Raw genomic sequence first — 16,930 nt, forward strand, 5'->3', positions numbered from 1 at the left:
ATACGCGAGACCATGGCTGAGGTTTCATCGCAGACTCTGCACATCGTTGCGCGCGAGCTCGCCAGCGAACTGAACGAAGCACGGGCTTCGTTGGAAGCGTTCGGCGAGCAGCAAGACAATCTCGCGCTGCTGCGTAAGTGCAACGAACACCTGCACGCGGTGCACGGCGCGCTGCGCGTCGCCGAAGTGTATGGCGCGGCGCTGCTGGCCGAAGAAATGGGCCAGGTCGCGAACTATCTGATCGCGAACTTCAACGAGAAGCGTCATCTCGCCGAAGGCCTCGACGCTCTGATGCGCGCGATGGTCCAGCTGCCGACGTATCTCGAGCGCGTGATGAGCGGCGGGCGCGATATGGCGCTCGTGCTGCTGCCTCTGTTGAACGACCTGCGCGCGGTGCGTGGTCATGCGCTGTTGTCCGAAGGCACGCTGCTGCTGCTGAATCTCAGCTCGGATCAGCAGGCGAACCCCGTCGCGAATTCTGGCGAAGCCGCGATGACCGTCGCGCAGTGGGCGCGCAAGCTGCGCACTCGTTTCCAGCTGGGCTTGCTCGGCTGGATCAAGGGCGAGCGCCTCGATCAGAACCTGGAAATCCTGTCGCGCACGGCCGAGAAACTCGAACACGTCGCGACCACGCAGGCGGTGTTCCAGCTGTGGTGGGTCGTCGGCGCTGTGCTCGAAGCATTGCGCGAGGGCGGTCTCGAAGGCAGCGCCTCGATCAAACGTTTGCTCGGTCAGGCCGACCGCGAGATGAAACGTTTGTATGAGTCGGGTGAAGCGCGTTACTCCGATTCTCCGCCGCTCGAGCTGCTGAACAACGTTCTCTATTACGTCGCTCGTGCGCGCACCAATGGCCCGCGCGTCGCGGCCGTTCGCGCTTCGTTCCGTCTGTCCGAGCTGCTGCCGGTCGACGATGGCGTCGAGCAGGCGCGCGAAAGCCTGTCCGCACCGTCGGTCAAGCTGATGAAGACCGTGGCGGCCGCGATCAAGGAAGATTTGAGTCGCGTCAAAGACGCGCTCGATATTTTCGTTCGCCAGGGCGGCACGCAGGTCGATGAGCTGGCGCCGCAGCTGGAATTGTTGAAGAAGATCGCCGATACGCTCGGCGTGCTCGGCCTCGGCGAGCTGCGCGACAAAGTGCAGTCCGAGACCACCGATCTGCAAGCCATTGTCGCTAACAAGTCCAAGGCCAGCGAAGGCACGTTGCTGCGCATGGCGGCGACGCTCATCAAGGTCGAAGACAGCCTCGATGAGCAGCTGGTCGGCATGATCGTTCCGACGGCGGCGGAGTCCGGCAGCGCGCCGGCGAAACCGGCCGGCCCGGATGAAATCGAGTTCCGTCTCGTCACCGAGGCGGTGCTGCGCGAATGTATCGTCAACATGGCGCGCATCAAGGAAGCGATCGCGCACTCGTTGGACAAGCCTCGCGAAGGCGCGGCCGTCGATCAGATTCCTCAGCTCATGCGCGGCATCACTGCCGGCCTGCTGATGCTGGGCAAGACGCGCGTCGTCGAAATCATGGAAGGCATCGACAAGGCGCTGCAGAACTTCGTTCGCAGCGATGGCCTGACGTTGCCGCAAGAGGCGGTCGATCGTCTCGCCGACGCCATCGTCGCCGTCGAGTACTACATGGAAACCATCCAGGCCGGCCGCGCCGATCCCTGGTACATGCTGGACAACGCCGAGACCTGCCTGCGTTATCTCGCTGAAACGCCGCCGGTGCCACGGGTCGAAGCGTTCGGCGGCACGACTGCCGATCACGCCCGCACCGTTGTTATCGAGCCGCACGCGCCGACGGTTGCGCTCGGCACCGAGCACGAGCCGACCGCTGTGCTCGACCCCGTCACGCAGGAAGTGCGTCGTCCCACGAAGCCAGTCGCCGCTCCGCCGCCGCCTCCGGCGCCGATGCCGCCCGCGCTCACCAAGCCGGTCGATCGAGAAGTCGATCCGGAATTCGTCGAGCTGTTCATCGAAGAAGCGAAGGACGAGATCGCCAAGCTCAATCAGTTCTTCCCGCTGTGGGACTCCAACCCGCAGGATCAGGAAGCGCTGGTCAACGTGCGCCGTTCCTTCCATACATTGAAGGGCAGCGGTCGCATGGTGGGCGCGCAGCTCATCGGCGACTTCGCGTGGTCGGTCGAGAACATGTTGAATCGGGTGATCAACAAAACGTTGGATCGCACGCCCGACATGATGAGCGTGATGCGCTCGGCCGTGGCCGCCGTTCCCGAGCTGGTCGAACAGCTCGAGACCGGACGCGCGCCGCAAGCCGATATCGCGAAGATCATCAACACCGCGAACACGCTCGCCGGCGTGCGCCCGGCCTCCGCGACGCAGACACTTGCTGCCGCACCGGCTGCGCCCGCTGCGCCGGCTCGTCGTCCGGAACCGCCGGTGCTCACGATGGCCGCCATGGAGGCACCGACGCTGTCGCCTCTGCCGGAAAAAAAAACAGCCCCAGCCCCGGAGGTAATAACCCCCGCGGCGGCATCGGCAGAATCCCCAATGGACCCGGGGCTCCACGAGATCTACGCCAAAGAAACCGCGGGGCACCTCGGGACGATTCATAAGTTCATCGCGGCCTGCCGGCTCGCGACGCCGCCTTATGTCGTCACTGAGGATCTGCATCGCTCGTGTCACACGCTGAGCGGCACGGCGAAAACCGCCGGCGCGCGTCAGGGCATCAAGATCGCGGAGCCGCTGAATCGATATATTCGCAAGCTCTACGACAATTCCATCGGCATGTCCGATGCGGGGCTCGCCTCATTGTCGGATGCGGTGACCGCGATTCAGCAGGTCGTAGAGAACATCAACGAGAACACCGGCTTCTTCCTCGACCACGATTTGATCGTGCGTCGCTTGCACGATCTAGAGTCTGCCCTTGACTCGGAAATCTCTCGTATCGCCGAGCTCGGCGCATCCACCGCGGCTAACGCTACGAATAGCGAAGCGACGGGCGAGCATCTGATTACGTCGACCGCGGCGACCAGCATCAACAAGCAGATCACGGTTCCCGCGCCGCTCGCGCCTGTCGATATCGATCAGATGTCGCTTACGGCGGTGAATGCGATGCTGCCTCCCATCGAGCCGGAAACCTTCGAGCTCAGCCCCGTCGAGCCGAGCGTGCTCGAGTCGGGTACGCTGGATGCGACCACGCTGATCGGCGAAGACATCAATTTCAACGCGCCGGAAGTTTCCATCGAAGAAATCAATCTGGCCGCGCCCGAAGTCATCGTCGAGGAAATCACCCTCGATGCCGTTGATCTTACGGGCGAAGAGATCGCACTCGATGCGCCGAACGCCGGCGCTACCGAAGCGACCGGCGAAGAGATCGTGCTCGGCTCGATCGAAGTTACGCCGGAAGAAATCACGTTGGGCGAGTCGGCCGGTGAAGTGGTCGAGCTCGAGTCGGGCTTCAACGGCCTCGACACGCTGCAGTGGTCCTACGAGAACTTCCCGAAGGACAGCGCCAGCGCCGCGGCCAACAACGATGTTTCCAGTGGCGAGGTGCAGGTCGAAGAAGTCGAGCTGACTTCGGATGGCGATCTGACGCTGGAAGCTGCCGCGCTCGAGGCGCTGACGAAGGAAGAGCCGGGCATCATCGTCGATGAGGCTCAGCTCCTTCTCGATGAGAGCAATCGCGCGCTGCTGCAGATGGATGAGCCGCTGCCTGAAGAGGCCACCGATCTCATCGTCGAAACCGCGCCGTGGGCGGCCGAGTTCGAGCCGCCCGTATTGCCGCCTGAGTCGGCGGTGACGCGTGATGATGCTGAGACGATTCGCAGCCCGCTGCTGAGACCGGCCGCGGATGAAACATTGAAGAGCCCGGCCCTGTCGCCCGCCGAGCTATCGCCGCTTGCTGACCTGCCGGCTTCGCCGGCGGTCACCGCGGCGATGTCTGCTGACGCTGCCGCGCCCTCCATTTATGAGCTGCCCGTCACTGACGCTGCCGCGCCGCCGATTTCTGAGCCGCCCGTTGCTGCTCATTCGCAACCTGATTCCGAAGCAGCGTCGGCCGCTCATTCGCAACCTGATTTCGAAGCAGCGTCGGCTGCCGCTAATTCACAACCTGAGTTCGAACTAGCGTCGGCCGCTCATTCGCAACCTGATTCCGAAGCAGCGTCGGCCGCTCATATCCCAACTATCTCTGAAGTGGCGCCGGCTGCGAAGCAGCCAGGCGCGCAGTCCGAGCCGCTGCCCCCGATGGAGGCTCCATCGATTGCATCGACTTCCGAGCCGGCGCCGTTCGCCGCTCAATCTCAACCTAGTTCTGAAGTAGCGCCGGCTGCGCAGCAGCCAGGCGCGTCCGCGGCGGTAGTCGAAGAGGACGAGGGCGACTACGACGACAGCGATTTCGATCCCGACGTCGCGGCGATCTTCACTGAAGAAGCCACCGAACTGCTCGAAACCGCCGATCAATCTCTCTCTTCCTGGGTGAGAGACCGCGCCAACAGCGCGCTGGTGTTCGAGCTGAAGCGTGTCGTGCACACGCTGAAGGGCGGTGCTCGCATGGCCGGCATTCGGGCCATGGGCGATCTCAGCCACGAATTGGAAACATTGATGGGTCTGGTCGAAACCGGCCAGGTTCCCGCCGAACAGAAAGTGTTCGACGCCTTGCAGGCCAGCCTCGACGAACTGCATCGCATGCGCGATGTCGTCGCCGGCGGCGACCGTTGCAAGCCGGCCCGCGAACTGATGAGGCGCATTCGCGCGCTGTGTAATGGCGAAGCGGAAGAAGCACCTGCCGTTCAAGCGGCCGCGCCTAGCGCCGCCGCGTCGGCACAATCGCCAGCTGTCCCGGCGCCGATGTCGCCCGCTGCGATGGTTGCGGCGGCAGTTTCGCCGGCCGCGCCGATCGCGCCGGAAGTCGTGCCGCCAGCTGCACTGACACCCGCACCGCTGTTCGACGCGCCGGCCGAAGAAGTCGTCGAGATCGAGAACTACTCGCCCGACGATAAAGATGTCGGTTCGCAAACCGACATCGTGCCGACGCTCACCGACATCGAAGCGCTGGTCGAAGAAGAAGCCGCGGCGGAAAGAGTGCTCGCGGCAGACGCACGATCCGAAGGCGGCTGGAGTGAAGAAACATCGGCTCCGAGCACGGGCGCAGTGGCGCCCGAACTCTCCGAAGTCGAAGTGGAATTCGGTGCCGACGAACTGGGCGCCGTCGCCCGTCAATCGGTCCATGTCGAAGAAACTCCGGACGCCGCCATCCAGGCGGAACACGCCGCCACCGGCGTGCACGCAGCTCACGACGTTTCAGCGGTCGCTCCCGAGCTGCCGCCCAACGACGAGCAGCAGGAAGAAGTCGCCGAACAAGCCGCGCCCGCTCTGCCAGGCCGCGAAAAACAGACCACGCAAGAGCCGCGCGAGTTCGCCCGCGTCGACGCCGACCTGCTCGACAACCTGCTCAACAACGCCGGCGAAGTCAGCATCTTCCGCTCGCGTATGGAACAGCAGGTCAGCTCCATCGAGTTCAATCTCGCCGAGCTGGGCCGCACGGTCACGCGCTTGAAAGATCAGCTGCGCAAGATCGAGCTGGAAACCGAATCGCAGATCCTGCACCGCCATCACGAGCAGTACCCGGATCGCGCCGACTTCGATCCGCTGGAAATGGATCGCTACTCGAGCCTTCAACAGCTGACCCGCGCGTTCGCCGAATCGGTCAGCGACGTGAGCTCCATCGAAGGCCTGTTGGAAAATCTCACGCGCGAAGCGCAGAACCTGTTGTTGCAACAGTCCCGCGTCGTGACCGAAATGCAGAACGGCCTGATGCGCACGCGCATGGTGCCGTTCCAGCGCCACGTGCAACGTCTCAGCCGTCTGGTCCGCCAGGTGGCGAACGACACGAAGAAGAGCGTCGAGCTGGTGGTCGCCGGCGCGAACGGCGAGCTCGATCGTCAGGTGCTGGAGCGCATGCTGCCGCCGTTCGAGCACATGCTGCGTAACTCCGTCGTGCACGGTATCGAGACGCCGGAAGAACGCGTCGCTCGCGGCAAGCCGGCGCAGGGCACGATCAAAGTCGGCCTGCACCGAGAAGGCTCGGAAATGGTCATCGTGCTCGAAGACGATGGTCGCGGCATCGATGTGAATGCAGTGCGCGAGCGCGCCAAGCAGAAGGGCTTGTTACAGGCGGGCCGCGTGCTGACCGACGAAGAAGCCATGCAGCTCATTCTCGAGCCCGGCTTCAGCACGGCCAATACCATCACTCAACATGCGGGCCGCGGCGTCGGCATGGACGTGGTAGTCAACGAGATCAAGAAGCTCGGCGGCGCATTGTTTACCGCGTCGGAGCTGGGCAAGGGCGTGAAGTTCACGATTCGCCTGCCGTTCACGCTGGCCATCACGCAAGCGTTGATCGTGCGCACCGGCGATGAACTGTACGCGCTGCCGCTGCCGTCCGTCGAAGGCGTTGCGCGCATTCCGAAGTCGGAAGTTCAGAAACATCTGGCCGAGGAAGTGCCGACGTTCACCTACGGCGGACAGGTCTATCGGTTGCAACATCTCGGCGCGTTTGTCGGCGGCGGTCCGTCGGCGTTGCCCGAGCTCGATGTCTCCGTGCCGCTGATTCTGATTCGCGCCGGCGAACATTCGACCGCGATCGTTACGGACGAGCTGGTCGGCAGCCGCGAGATGGTCGTGAAGTCGGTGGGCCCGCAGATCGCGACGATTCGAGGTATTGCCGGTGCCACGATTCTCGGCGACGGTCGCATCGTCATCATCTTGGACATGGGTACGCTGGTGCGCTCCGATTGGCGCGGCGGCCGGCAGCCGTTGGAACAGCAAGGTCCGAAGCAAGATACGCGCACGTTCGCGCTGGTCGTCGACGACTCGATCACCGTGCGTCGCGTGACGCAGCGTCTGCTCGAGCGCAATGGCATGCGCGTGATGACGGCGAAGGACGGCGTCGATGCGCTGTCGATCCTGCAGGAACACATCCCGGATGTGATTCTGCTCGACATCGAAATGCCGCGCATGGACGGTTACGAGCTGGCGACTCAAGTGCGCGCCGATGCACGTCTGACCGATATTCCCATCGTGATGATCACATCGCGTGTCGGCGAGAAACATCGCGCCCGCGCCATCGAGATCGGCGTGAACGATTACCTCGGCAAGCCGTATCAGGAGAATCAGTTGCTCGACGCCATCGAGCCGCTGGTGCAGGCCCGTAGAAGGAAAGTGTCGTGAGCACTACTGACATACCCTCGCACGAGCTGTACAGCCTGCTGATCCCGCTCGCTCAGGAACGTTTGATCGTGCCGCGCGCGTGCGTGGCCGAAGTCGTGACCTGGCAGACGCCGGAGAAAATGGAAGGCGTGCCGCCGTGGTATCTGGGCACGATTTCCTGGAGCGGCCGGCCGGTGCCGGTCATCTCTTTCGAAGCGGCCTGCGGCCAGCCAGTGCCGACGCCGGGCACGCGCACGCGTATCGTGATTTTCGTTGCTCTAAGCAGCCAGGTTACTGGGGGCTACTTCGGTGTCATCACACAGGGCTTTCCGCAGCTCGTGCGTGTGAACAATGACGTCGTGAAGTCAGACCCGAGCCGGACGTTCCCGGAGCGCGGCCCTATCCTGTGCCAGGTGCGCATGCTCAACGAGTCGCCGCTGATCCCGGACTTCGAGCATCTGGAACAGATGATCAGCGAAGAGAGCCGGGCAGCTTAGTTTCTATTGAAGGTCGCCCCAAAGGCCTTGCAGAACAGACAAAGCAACCACCGCCGCTGTCTCGGTTCGGAGCACGCGCGGTCCCAGACGCACCGGCATGAAGCCAGCTTTCTGTGCGGCGATCAGCTCATCGTCGTCCAATCCGCCCTCCGGGCCGATCAACAATTCTGCCTTGCTCGGCATGCTGGACAAGCCAACGAGCGAGGCCGGTGCGGACGGGCTCAGCACCAGTCGCAGACCGTCCTTCTTGACGTTGGCGAAGTACTCACGAAGGGTCATCGGTGCAGAAACGGCAGGAATCTTCGCGCGCCCGCATTGTTCGCAGGCGCCGATGACGATGCCCTTCCAATGATCACGTTTCTTGGCCGCCTGCTTCTCATCGAGGCGCACGACGCTGCGAGCTGTCAGCACGGGGGAGATCGCCGCCACGCCCAGTTCGGTGGCCTTTTGCAGCGTCCAGTCCATGCGCTCGCTGCGCGAGACGCCCTGGACCAGGGTGATTTTCAGTGGCGATTCGGCCGTGCCGGGCGTGGGATCGCTGAGACTGACCGTGACTTTGTCGCCAGCGACTTTGGTGATTTCGGCGCGGAATTCCTGGCCGCTGCCATCGAATACACTCAACGGTGCACCCTCGCGCATGCGCAGAACGCGTGCGACGTGGTAAGCGCCGGCGGCAGGCAGGTCGATCTCGGTGCGACCGGCCAGCGGGCCGTCGCAGAAAATTCGATTCATTCTCATGCTCGCCTCATTGCGAGTAGGGTGATCTCGGAACCCATTCCAGGATCAAGCAAACATTGTGCCGTAGCCCCGTGACGGAGCAGCCCATGCACTCCACATCGTCGCCGGAACCTCTGTCCCAGTATCTGCTCGCAGTGGCTGCGGGCATCGATACGCAGAGCGGCTGGCTGCGCGCCGCTCGACACGTGCCCTCGCCGAACTTCGATCCGCGACCGGGCGGCATCTTGCCAGAACTCATCGTGGTCCACGGCATCAGCTTGCCGCCCGATGAGTTCGGCGGCCCGTGGATCGACCGGCTCTTCACCAATACGCTGCCGCCGGGCGAGCATCCGTACTTCGAGAAGATCAAGGATCTGAAGGTGTCGTCGCACTTGCTGATCCGTCGCGATGGCGAGCCGGTGCAGTACGTGCCTTTTCAGGAGCGCGCCTGGCATGCCGGTGCGTCGAGCTATCAAGGCCGCGAGCGTTGCAATGATTTTTCCGTCGGCATCGAGTTGGAAGGCGCCGATGAGACGCCGTACGAGCCGGCGCAGTATCGTGTGTTAAGCGCGATCATCCTCGCCTTGTGCGAGGCTTACCCGTCGCTGTCGCTGACGCGGATCGCCGGCCACAGCGACATCGCGCCCGGCCGCAAGACCGATCCGGGTCCGGCGTTCGACTGGCAGCGGCTGTACGCGCTGATCCGCGCGACCGCCTGATTTCGGCGACAGATTTCGCTCCCGATCCCGGCCTCGTGTAGCATCGCCGCCCGGCCGGTAGGCGTTTGAGGACTCTTATTCGATGAACCGCTCCGCCGCGGTGTTGCTGACGCTGGTGGCCTTCGCGGCGCTGCTATTGGCAGTGGCGGCCTGGGCCGGCAAGCGTACGCATAACGCCGCCGACTTCGCGCTCGCGAATCGTCGACTCGGTGTCTGGCTGACGGCGCTCAGCTGCACGGCGAACACCGTCAACGGCTGGCTGCTCATGACTCTGGCCGGCGCCGCTTTCGCGTGGGGCTTGTCGGCCGTCTGGATCTGCGGCGCATTCATCGCCGGCTCCGCGCTCAATCTGTTCTTCATCGCTCCTCGCCTGCGCGCCATCTCGGTGGGGCAGGGCACGGCCACTTTGTTTCAAGTGTTGAGCGCCGACGCGGGCGATCGTTTGCAGCCGCTCGTGTCGCGCTCGGCGTTGCTCATCTTCGTGTTGTGCGTGCTGCTCCAGACCAGCGCGATGCTGCGTTTCGCCGGCGGGCTGCTGGTCGATGAGTTTGGCTTCAATTTGATCAGCATCGCGCTGACCTCGATGTTTCTAATCACCGTCGGCGCGTTTGCGGGCGGACTGCGTGCGGCAGCGGTGGGCGATGCTGTGCAAGTGATTGCGGTAGGATTGTTTGCTGGCTTGTTGCTGCTGGGCTCGAGCTTCGCGATCGAAGGATGGGATCAATTCAAAATTGCTTTCACCTCGCTCGGGCCGCTCGCGACCGATGGGTTCGGCGGTCGCAAGGGCGTGGTCGCGCTGTCATTCGCCGCGGGTGTGTTCGGTATCGGCCTGGGCGTGATGGGGCAGCCGCAGCTCGCGACTCGATTCATGGCGGCTCGTGATGAGAAAACATTGTTTCAGGCCAGCTGGCTGGCGCTCGCGCTGATCACGCTGCTCGTCGGCGTGGTGTTGTGTTGTGGCTGGGCCGCGAGTGTGCTGTATGCCGGACTCAATCGGCCCGAGCTGGCGATGTTCACCATCGCGGACCGGCTGTTGCCGCCGCTGCTGGCGGCATTCATAGCGGCGTCGTTGATCGCGGCGATCTTTGCGAATGTCGGCAGTCAGTTGCTGGCGCTGGCGACCACCTTGGGCATCGATTCTCGTCGCGTGAATGCGCCGCTCTCGATTGGCTGGAGTCGGGCCGCGATGGTGCTGTCGGCGGTGCTGATCGTGCTGGCGACCTTGTGGGCGCCGTCGACCGTGTTCGAGCACGCGATGTTTGGTTATTCCGCCATCGGTGCGTCCTTCGGTCCGCTGTTGCTGGTCCGCGTTTGTGGCAAACGAGTGCGTCCTGGCGCGATGCTCGCGGCGATCTGGTCCGGATTCATTCTGTCGCTGTTGTTTCATTTGTTGCCGGATGCGCCGGGCGATTTCCTGGAACGGGTCATGCCGTTCGTCGCGTCTCTGGGCATCGCCCTGACTGGTGGCGAGCGCCGTCGCAACCCGGACCGCGCCGATCGCTCTCAAGAAACCGTGCACGATCGCGTGCCGATCTGAGGTCAGGCGTGGCTTCGCGAAACAAACCCAAGGCTCGAAAGAAGAAGACGGCGGCGAAGCGAGGCGCGGTCGTTGCGCCGGCGAGCGACGCGGCTCGGATCATCGCCGCGATCAAACGGATTCCGCGGGGCAAGGTTTGCACCTATGGCGGTGTGGCCGACGTGGCTGGCCTGCCGAGGCGCGCGAGGTTGGTGGGCACGGTGTTGCGTCAGACACCGGCGTCCCGAGGCGTGCCCTGGTTCCGGGTCATCAACGCCAGCGGCCGTATCTCATTCCCAGCCGGCAGCGATGGCTACGCCCGCCAGCGTAAGCATCTGGAAAACGAGGGCATCGATTTCGTCGGCGGCCGGGTGAATCTGGACGTTTACGGCTGGCCGCCCCGCGACAAGATGCTGGACGAGCTGCTTTGGGGCCCCGGCTAAAAAAAGTTATCCCGCCTTAACCCGATCCGACCCGACCCACCGTTCCTACTCTCCGTGACGCATGCCGCGTCGGAGTGGGGAGCGAAGTCATGAATCGGGTCGTCAGTCGGGGATCCTTGTTGATTGCTGCTGCCGTTCTAGCCGCCTGCGCCGCCAAGCGCGAAGAAAAAGACGTTCTCGCGGAGCACGTGGGCGCCACGCCGCCACCGCCCATTGAGACCCGACTGATAGAAGAGACGGCGTCCGCGCCTGCCCAGCCCACCGTGGTCTACGCTGAGCCGCAAATAGCATCGGCACCGGTGATGGCGGATGCCGCCGTGATCGGCCAGGTCAGCCGAGCGAAAGCGGAAATGAAGATGGCGTCGAGCAACTACGCTCCGATGCCGCCGCCGGCGATGTTAGCTACGCCGTCGCCGAATCCCGCCGACACCGAGCGCTATGAACATCAAAAAGATAACGGCGTGCACCTCGCCGTGGAGCAGCCGGTTTCGACGTTCTCCATCGATGTCGACACCGGCGCCTATGCGAACGTGCGTCGTTTCCTGAACGAAGGTCGCTTGCCGCCGCAAGATGCGGTCCGTGTCGAGGAGCTGATCAACTATTTCGACTACGAGTACGCGACTCCGAACAGTCGCGACACGCCGTTCCGCGTGTCCACCGAACTGGCCGCTGCGCCGTGGAACTCACAAGCGCTGTTGATGCGCATCGGCATCAAAGGTTTCGAGATCGAGGCGAAGGAACGTCCCGCCGCCAACCTGGTGTTTCTGATCGACGTGTCGGGCTCGATGGATTCGCCCGATAAGTTGCCGCTGCTCAAGAATGCGTTCCGCATGCTCACTGATCAGCTGACAGGGCGCGATCGGGTGTCGATGGTTGTGTACGCCGGCAACTCGGGCGTCGTGCTCGAGCCCACGCCGGGCAATGCGAAGAACCAAATTCAAGAAGCGCTCGCTCGGCTGTCCGCCGGCGGCTCGACCAACGGTGCTTCCGGCATCCAGCTCGCCTACAAGCTGGCGCACGACACGTTGGTGAAAGGTGGCATCAATCGCGTCGTGCTCGCGACCGACGGCGATTTCAACGTCGGCACCGTGGACTTCGAATCGTTGGTGGACATCGTCGAGCGCGAGCGCGCCACAGGTGTCGAGCTGACGACGCTGGGCTTCGGCACGGGAAATTACAACGAGCAGCTGATGGAGCGGCTTGCCGATGCGGGCAACGGCAATTATGCCTACATCGATACGTTGTCCGAAGCGCGCAAGGTTCTCGTCTCGCAGCTGAGCTCGACGTTGTACACCATCGCCAAGGACGTGAAGATCCAGGTCGAGTTCAATCCGACCGAAGTGCTCGAGTATCGTCTCATCGGTTACGAGAACCGCATGCTGGCGCGCGAGGACTTCAACAACGACAAGGTCGATGCGGGCGAGATCGGCGCCGGTCATCGTGTCACCGCGTTGTATGAAGTGGTCCCGGTGGGTGCGAAGGGGCGTGTCGACTCGCTACGGTACGGTGTAAAGAACGATCTGGCGACGGTCAAAGGCGAGCTCGCGAATGTCCGGTTGCGTTACAAGAAGCCCGGTTCCGATAGCAGTCAGCTGCTGGAGTATCCGATCCGGCGGGATGCCGTCACCGAGAAGCTGTCCACCGACTTTCGCTTTGCGGCCAGCGTCGCGGCGTTCGGTCAGCTGCTGCGGGGTGGAAAATACATGGGTGACTTCAACTATGCCGATGTCACGAAACTCGCCAGCGGTTCCATGGGCGAGGATCGCGACGGGTATCGCAAGGAGTTCGTGTCGCTGGTGGCGCTGGCCAAGAGCCTGACGCCGGCCACCGATGTCAGTAAGGTCAGCCAGATTTCAGAATGAGATATTGCTGATATTCTTAGCTGCATGGATCTTCCTTCCATTCCTGGCCCGCAGCCGATGTCGGCTGCGGCGGGCGAAGTCACCGGTGCGGTCGGCGCGACGGTGTCGACTATCGGGTCGGCACCGGACGACGCCACGCTCATGCTTCGTTATCGCAAGGGCGATGTGCGTGCGTTCGAGCTGCTTTACGAGCGCCACAAGGGCGCGCTGTATCGCTACCTGCAGCGGCTGTGTCGGAGCCCGGAGGTGGCGAACGATTTGTTTCAGGAGGTGTGGAGCAAGGTGATCGCCAGTCGCGAGCGCTACGAAGCGCGGGCCAAGTTCACGACGTTCCTGTTTCATATCGCGCACAACTGCGCGATCGACTACTTCCGGCGCGCCGGACGCCCGCAGGAAAAAGGTGCACAGGACGTCGATGCAATGGCGGACGAGCTGTCCGGGCCGAGTCATGAAAGTCCCGATGCCGCGCTCGCCGAGGCTCAGCTGCGCGCGGATTTCAAGCGCGCCCTGGATGAATTGCCGGCAGAACAGCGCGATGTATTTCTTCTGTACGAAGAGACCGGGCTTGGGCTGGAGGATATTGGACGCATTACCGGGGTGGCCATGGAAACGGCCAAGAGCCGCCTGCGTTATGCGTTAACCAAGCTGCGCGGGGCGCTGCGCCAGCATCAATCTCCGACTCTGCAGTCGAGCGTGTCATGACTGAACCCACCGACAAGCCGTTGCTGGACGACCAGCAGCTGGATGAATACCTGAAGGGGGATTCCAGCGTGTCACGTCAATATCGTCAGCTGCCCCGCGCGGACGTACCGCCGTCGCTCGATCGTCTCGTGCTTCGTCAGGCGGAAGATGCGGTCAAACGTCCGTCGCCGCCGGCGTGGATGCGTTGGGCGAAGCCGCTGGCGGTTGCGGCGTCTGCGGTGCTCGTTGTTTCTATCGTGGTCGAGACCGGTCTGAAAGATGAAACGATGGTGACATCGCAAGCGCCGATTGAGACAAGGATGATTGAGGAGTCCGCCGGCTCACCACCTCCGCCGCCGAAGTTGGAGACCCCTCCACCGGTTGTCTACGTCGATCCGGTCCAGTCGTCCGCGCCGGTGCTGGCAGATGCGGCGCCCATCATGCCGGAGCCCGCCGCTGCGGCTCCCGCTCCGGCCCCTGAGATGGAAGGGCGCATCGTTGCAAGGGAACCCGCGGACGCTTCGATCGATGCGCAGCTCGCCAAGTCCGAGCAAGATGACAAAGCCGCGTTTGCAGCTGACGAGTCGCGAAAGAAATCGGCGCGAGAAGAAGCGCCGCGAGCGCTAGAGCAGGTCACCGCTCAACGCAGTGCCCAACCAACGGCCGTGCTGAGCTATTCACGCCCGATCAGTTCCAACGCCGTCGACAACATGGCGACGATCAAGAAGACGTATACGGACCCGGAAGCGTGGCTGAAAGACATTCGTCAGCTGCGGAAAGATAACAAACAAGAAGAAGCCGATCGGGAATGGCGTCGGTTCCGGGAGGTATTTCCGGATTATGAGGTGGCGGAGACGGATGCTGCGCGGGAGGGGAAGAAGTAGGCGCGTGGCTATCTCACCGCCCCCGCAATCCTTGGCAAATAAATCTGCAACGTCGTCCCCCGCCCGACCTCACTATCGATCTTCACTCTCCCACCCGCCCGCGCGACGATCTGATCGACGATCACCAATCCAAGCCCAGTGCCCCGATCGCCCTTCGTAGTAAAGAAAGGTTTGAACGCATTGAGCCGAGTCATCTCATCCATCCCCGCGCCGCTGTCGCGGACGTAGATGGCGACATACGTCGCACGCTCGTCATCTTCGTCGCCGACGATGGCGTCTTCGTAGTCGATGTCGAGATCGCCGCCGGAGGGCATGGCGTCGCGGGCGTTCAGTACGAGGTTGAGCATCATGCGCTCGAACTGCGACGCGTCCATGAAGACGCGGCTCACCGGGCCGGAGCTGCGAACGCGAAGGCGGATGCCGGCGCCGAGCAGCACACGAAACATGTGAGAGCACTTTGACAACGCCGCGCCGACGTCGAGGACGCGAGGGGAGACCGGGTCGTCCTTGCCGAAGCTCATGATTTCCTGCGTGAGCGTCTGCCCACGTTGAAGCGCGTCGATGACGCGTTGGGCGTAGTGATCGGCTTGAGGGGCGAGATTGGGAACGCGACGGATCAGCTCAGTGAAGCCCAGCGCGATACTCACAATTCCTCGGAAGTCGTGAGCGACGCCCGCCGCCATGCGGCCGAGGGCTTCCATTCGGTGCAGTTCCATTAAGTGGCGTTGATAGCTTTCCAGCGCCGTCTCAGCATGACGATGCTCATATTCGCCATAAACACGCGCGATCGTGTCAGCAACCGTAGCAGCGAAATCGCTCTCGGCTTCAGTCCAGGTGCGCGGCGCGCCGATGTGTTCGTGACAAACGACACCGGCGACTTTGCCGCTGACGTAAACGGGGGCATCCAATAGCGACGTGATACCAAGAGGCTCGAGATAGGACGGTCCCAACTCGCCTGTCGTGGTCGCGTCCAACGCAGTATCGGCGGCGATGGTGCGTTGCTGCTGCAGCGCCTGGAAATAACTGGGAAAGTCCTGCGCCCGCAGGACCGCGCCTTGAAACACTTGCTGGCTGGAAAATTGCAATAGATATCGGCAGCGCAGGGCACGATCTTCGTCGACCAGAATCCACACGCCGACGCGCTCGACATTCAAGGTGCGAGCGGCGATCTCCGCCAGTTGTAACCACAAGTCGCGCAGTTGCGACTCGGGGCTGGCGTGCAGCCGTGCCAGCTGCATGCGCGCCGCTTCGAACGAAGCCGGGCTTCCGCTGCCTTCTCCCTGCTGAGTTTCTGCGCTCATGCCGCCTCTGAGGTGCGAGGTCGAGCCGACTCTACCCTTGACCGGCGCGACATCCAATACGTTCAGCGGGTCATACGGTAGAATCCCCATCGGTACCGCAGGCCCGGAATGGAGCAATGGAAAAGACGATCGAAAAGTTGTTGTTTGCCAGCCGCTGGATTCTGGCGCCGGTCTATCTGGGCATGTCGCTGGCGCTGGTCGCGCTGGGCATCAAGTTCTTCCAGGAGCTGTACCACCTGGTGACCGGCGTGGCATTCATGGCCGAGGCGGACATGGTGTTGATGCTGCTTGCCCTGGTCGACATGGTGCTGGTCGGCAGCCTGATCGTCATGGTGATGTTCTCGGGCTACGAGAACTTCGTGTCGGCGCTGGATGTGGACGAAGGCACCGAAAAGTTGAGCTGGCTGGGCAAGCTCGACGCCAATTCGCTCAAGCTGAAAGTGGCGTCGTCCATCGTCGCGATCTCATCGATTCATCTGTTGCGCGCTTTCATGGAAACGCCGGCGCTGGCCCAGAAAGGCAACACGCTGCTGTGGTACGTGATCATCCATCTCACGTTCGTGGTGTCGGCAGTGATGATGGGGGTGCTTGATCGCATTACTGCCAAGTCACACGGCAAGCACGATCACCAGGGCGAGGCATAGACCTCGCCCGATCGGCCCCGCCTCAGACGGCCGTGTGCTGTTCCGGTTCCTGCCCGTCCGGATAGAACTCCATCGACGCCGAGTTCAGGCAATAGCGCTGATGGGTCGGCGGCGGGCCGTCGGGGAACACGTGCCCGAGGTGGCCGTCGCAGCGGCGGCAGCGGATCTCGGTGCGGATCATGCCGTGGCTGATATCGCGCAGCTCGGTGATGTGCTCGGGATCGAACGGCTGATAGAAGCTCGGCCAGCCGGTGCCGGACTCGAATTTGGCATTGGCCTGGAACAACGGCAGCCCGCACAGCCGGCAGGCATACAGCCCCGACTGCTTGTTGTTCAGCAAAGTCCCGCAAAACGGCCGTTCGGTGCCGTGATCCAGCAGGATGTGGCGCTCTTCCGGGCTCAGCGAGGCCGCCAGCCGTTCACGCTCGGCGTTGCCTAGCGGGCGCAGGTCGTAGCCGCTGGCGGAAGTAGTGGCCTGTTCATTGGGCTTTGGCATGGGAGC

The 16,930-nt window shown here is 63.0% G+C and carries 12 protein-coding genes; 9 read left to right on the plus strand and 3 right to left on the minus strand.

Going from position 1 to position 16,930, the window contains the following annotated elements:
* The first annotated feature begins 12 nt into the window (after window positions 1-12).
* Together ACFPN2_RS18075 and ACFPN2_RS18080 are read left to right on the plus strand one after the other, a co-directional pair.
* Complete coding sequence (locus ACFPN2_RS18075) at window positions 13-7,185, plus strand: FimL-related protein (RefSeq protein WP_380598980.1); 7,173 nt, start codon at window positions 13-15, stop codon at window positions 7,183-7,185.
* The gene (locus tag ACFPN2_RS18080) at window positions 7,182-7,661 is read left to right on the plus strand and encodes a chemotaxis protein CheW (protein WP_380598982.1); all 480 of its coding nucleotides are present in this window, start codon (window positions 7,182-7,184) and stop codon (window positions 7,659-7,661) included. The genes ACFPN2_RS18075 and ACFPN2_RS18080 overlap by 4 nt, the downstream gene beginning before the upstream one ends.
* Before the next feature lie 3 nt (window positions 7,662-7,664).
* Here the strand turns inward: ACFPN2_RS18080 and ACFPN2_RS18085 are convergent, their stop codons facing one another.
* The gene (locus ACFPN2_RS18085) at window positions 7,665-8,399 is read right to left on the minus strand and encodes a 16S rRNA (uracil(1498)-N(3))-methyltransferase (RefSeq protein ID WP_380598984.1); all 735 of its coding nucleotides are present in this window, start codon (window positions 8,397-8,399) and stop codon (window positions 7,665-7,667) included.
* Between the two features lie 86 nt (window positions 8,400-8,485).
* Between ACFPN2_RS18085 and ampD the strand changes: the two genes are divergently transcribed.
* The 6 genes from ampD (at window position 8,486) to ACFPN2_RS18115 (ending at window position 14,483) form a co-directional block, all read left to right on the plus strand.
* The gene (ampD, locus tag ACFPN2_RS18090) at window positions 8,486-9,097 is read left to right on the plus strand and encodes a 1,6-anhydro-N-acetylmuramyl-L-alanine amidase AmpD (protein WP_380598986.1); all 612 of its coding nucleotides are present in this window, start codon (window positions 8,486-8,488) and stop codon (window positions 9,095-9,097) included.
* 82 nt (window positions 9,098-9,179) lie between these two features.
* Window positions 9,180-10,634 (plus strand): sodium:solute symporter family transporter, encoded by a 1,455-nt coding sequence (locus tag ACFPN2_RS18095; RefSeq protein ID WP_380598988.1) that lies wholly within the window; start codon window positions 9,180-9,182, stop codon window positions 10,632-10,634.
* A gap of 8 nt (window positions 10,635-10,642) precedes the next feature.
* Window positions 10,643-11,056 carry an MGMT family protein gene (locus tag ACFPN2_RS18100; protein WP_380598990.1) on the plus strand — a complete coding sequence of 138 codons (414 nt, stop codon included), beginning with the start codon at window positions 10,643-10,645 and terminating at the stop codon, window positions 11,054-11,056.
* 89 nt (window positions 11,057-11,145) lie between these two features.
* Entirely contained in the window at window positions 11,146-12,918 is a 1,773-nt protein-coding gene (locus tag ACFPN2_RS18105) for a vWA domain-containing protein (protein WP_380598992.1), read from the plus strand.
* A 24-nt stretch (window positions 12,919-12,942) separates the two neighbouring features.
* Window positions 12,943-13,620, plus strand: coding sequence for an RNA polymerase sigma factor (locus tag ACFPN2_RS18110; protein WP_380598994.1), 678 nt, complete (start codon window positions 12,943-12,945; stop codon window positions 13,618-13,620).
* Window positions 13,617-14,483, plus strand: coding sequence for a hypothetical protein (locus ACFPN2_RS18115; protein WP_380598996.1), 867 nt, complete (start codon window positions 13,617-13,619; stop codon window positions 14,481-14,483). Before ACFPN2_RS18110 ends, ACFPN2_RS18115 begins: the two co-directional genes overlap by 4 nt.
* 8 nt (window positions 14,484-14,491) lie before the next feature.
* Here ACFPN2_RS18115 and ACFPN2_RS18120 read toward each other — a convergent pair whose 3' ends face one another.
* Window positions 14,492-15,784, minus strand: a complete 1,293-nt coding sequence (locus ACFPN2_RS18120; protein WP_380598998.1) for an ATP-binding protein — start codon at window positions 15,782-15,784, stop codon at window positions 14,492-14,494.
* Between the two features lie 116 nt (window positions 15,785-15,900).
* Here ACFPN2_RS18120 and ACFPN2_RS18125 point away from each other — a divergent pair, with 116 nt between their 5' ends.
* The gene (locus tag ACFPN2_RS18125; protein ID WP_380598999.1) at window positions 15,901-16,428 is read left to right on the plus strand and encodes a TIGR00645 family protein; all 528 of its coding nucleotides are present in this window, start codon (window positions 15,901-15,903) and stop codon (window positions 16,426-16,428) included.
* A gap of 22 nt (window positions 16,429-16,450) precedes the next feature.
* On the opposite strand, the gene msrB is transcribed toward ACFPN2_RS18125, so the two are convergent.
* The gene (msrB, locus tag ACFPN2_RS18130) at window positions 16,451-16,924 is read right to left on the minus strand and encodes a peptide-methionine (R)-S-oxide reductase MsrB (protein WP_380599001.1); all 474 of its coding nucleotides are present in this window, start codon (window positions 16,922-16,924) and stop codon (window positions 16,451-16,453) included.
* Window positions 16,925-16,930 lie beyond the last annotated feature (6 nt).

The sequence above is a fragment of the Steroidobacter flavus genome (assembly GCF_042651805.1).
In the GTDB taxonomy this organism is placed as follows: Bacteria; Pseudomonadota; Gammaproteobacteria; order Steroidobacterales; family Steroidobacteraceae; genus Steroidobacter; species Steroidobacter flavus.

Excerpts from the sequence above, each read along its gene's own strand:
- ACFPN2_RS18075 (WP_380598980.1), top strand. The coding sequence starts at position 13 with ATGGCTGAGGTTTCATCGCAGACTCTGCACATCGTTGCGCGCGAGCTC.
- ACFPN2_RS18085 (WP_380598984.1), bottom strand. The coding sequence starts at position 8,399 with ATGAGAATGAATCGAATTTTCTGCGACGGCCCGCTGGCCGGTCGCACC.
- ampD (WP_380598986.1), top strand. The coding sequence starts at position 8,486 with ATGCACTCCACATCGTCGCCGGAACCTCTGTCCCAGTATCTGCTCGCA.
- ACFPN2_RS18095 (WP_380598988.1), top strand. The coding sequence starts at position 9,180 with ATGAACCGCTCCGCCGCGGTGTTGCTGACGCTGGTGGCCTTCGCGGCG.
- ACFPN2_RS18105 (WP_380598992.1), top strand. The coding sequence starts at position 11,146 with ATGAATCGGGTCGTCAGTCGGGGATCCTTGTTGATTGCTGCTGCCGTT.
- ACFPN2_RS18110 (WP_380598994.1), top strand. The coding sequence starts at position 12,943 with ATGGATCTTCCTTCCATTCCTGGCCCGCAGCCGATGTCGGCTGCGGCG.
- ACFPN2_RS18115 (WP_380598996.1), top strand. The coding sequence starts at position 13,617 with ATGACTGAACCCACCGACAAGCCGTTGCTGGACGACCAGCAGCTGGAT.
- ACFPN2_RS18120 (WP_380598998.1), bottom strand. The coding sequence starts at position 15,784 with ATGAGCGCAGAAACTCAGCAGGGAGAAGGCAGCGGAAGCCCGGCTTCG.
- ACFPN2_RS18125 (WP_380598999.1), top strand. The coding sequence starts at position 15,901 with ATGGAAAAGACGATCGAAAAGTTGTTGTTTGCCAGCCGCTGGATTCTG.
- msrB (WP_380599001.1), bottom strand. The coding sequence starts at position 16,924 with ATGCCAAAGCCCAATGAACAGGCCACTACTTCCGCCAGCGGCTACGAC.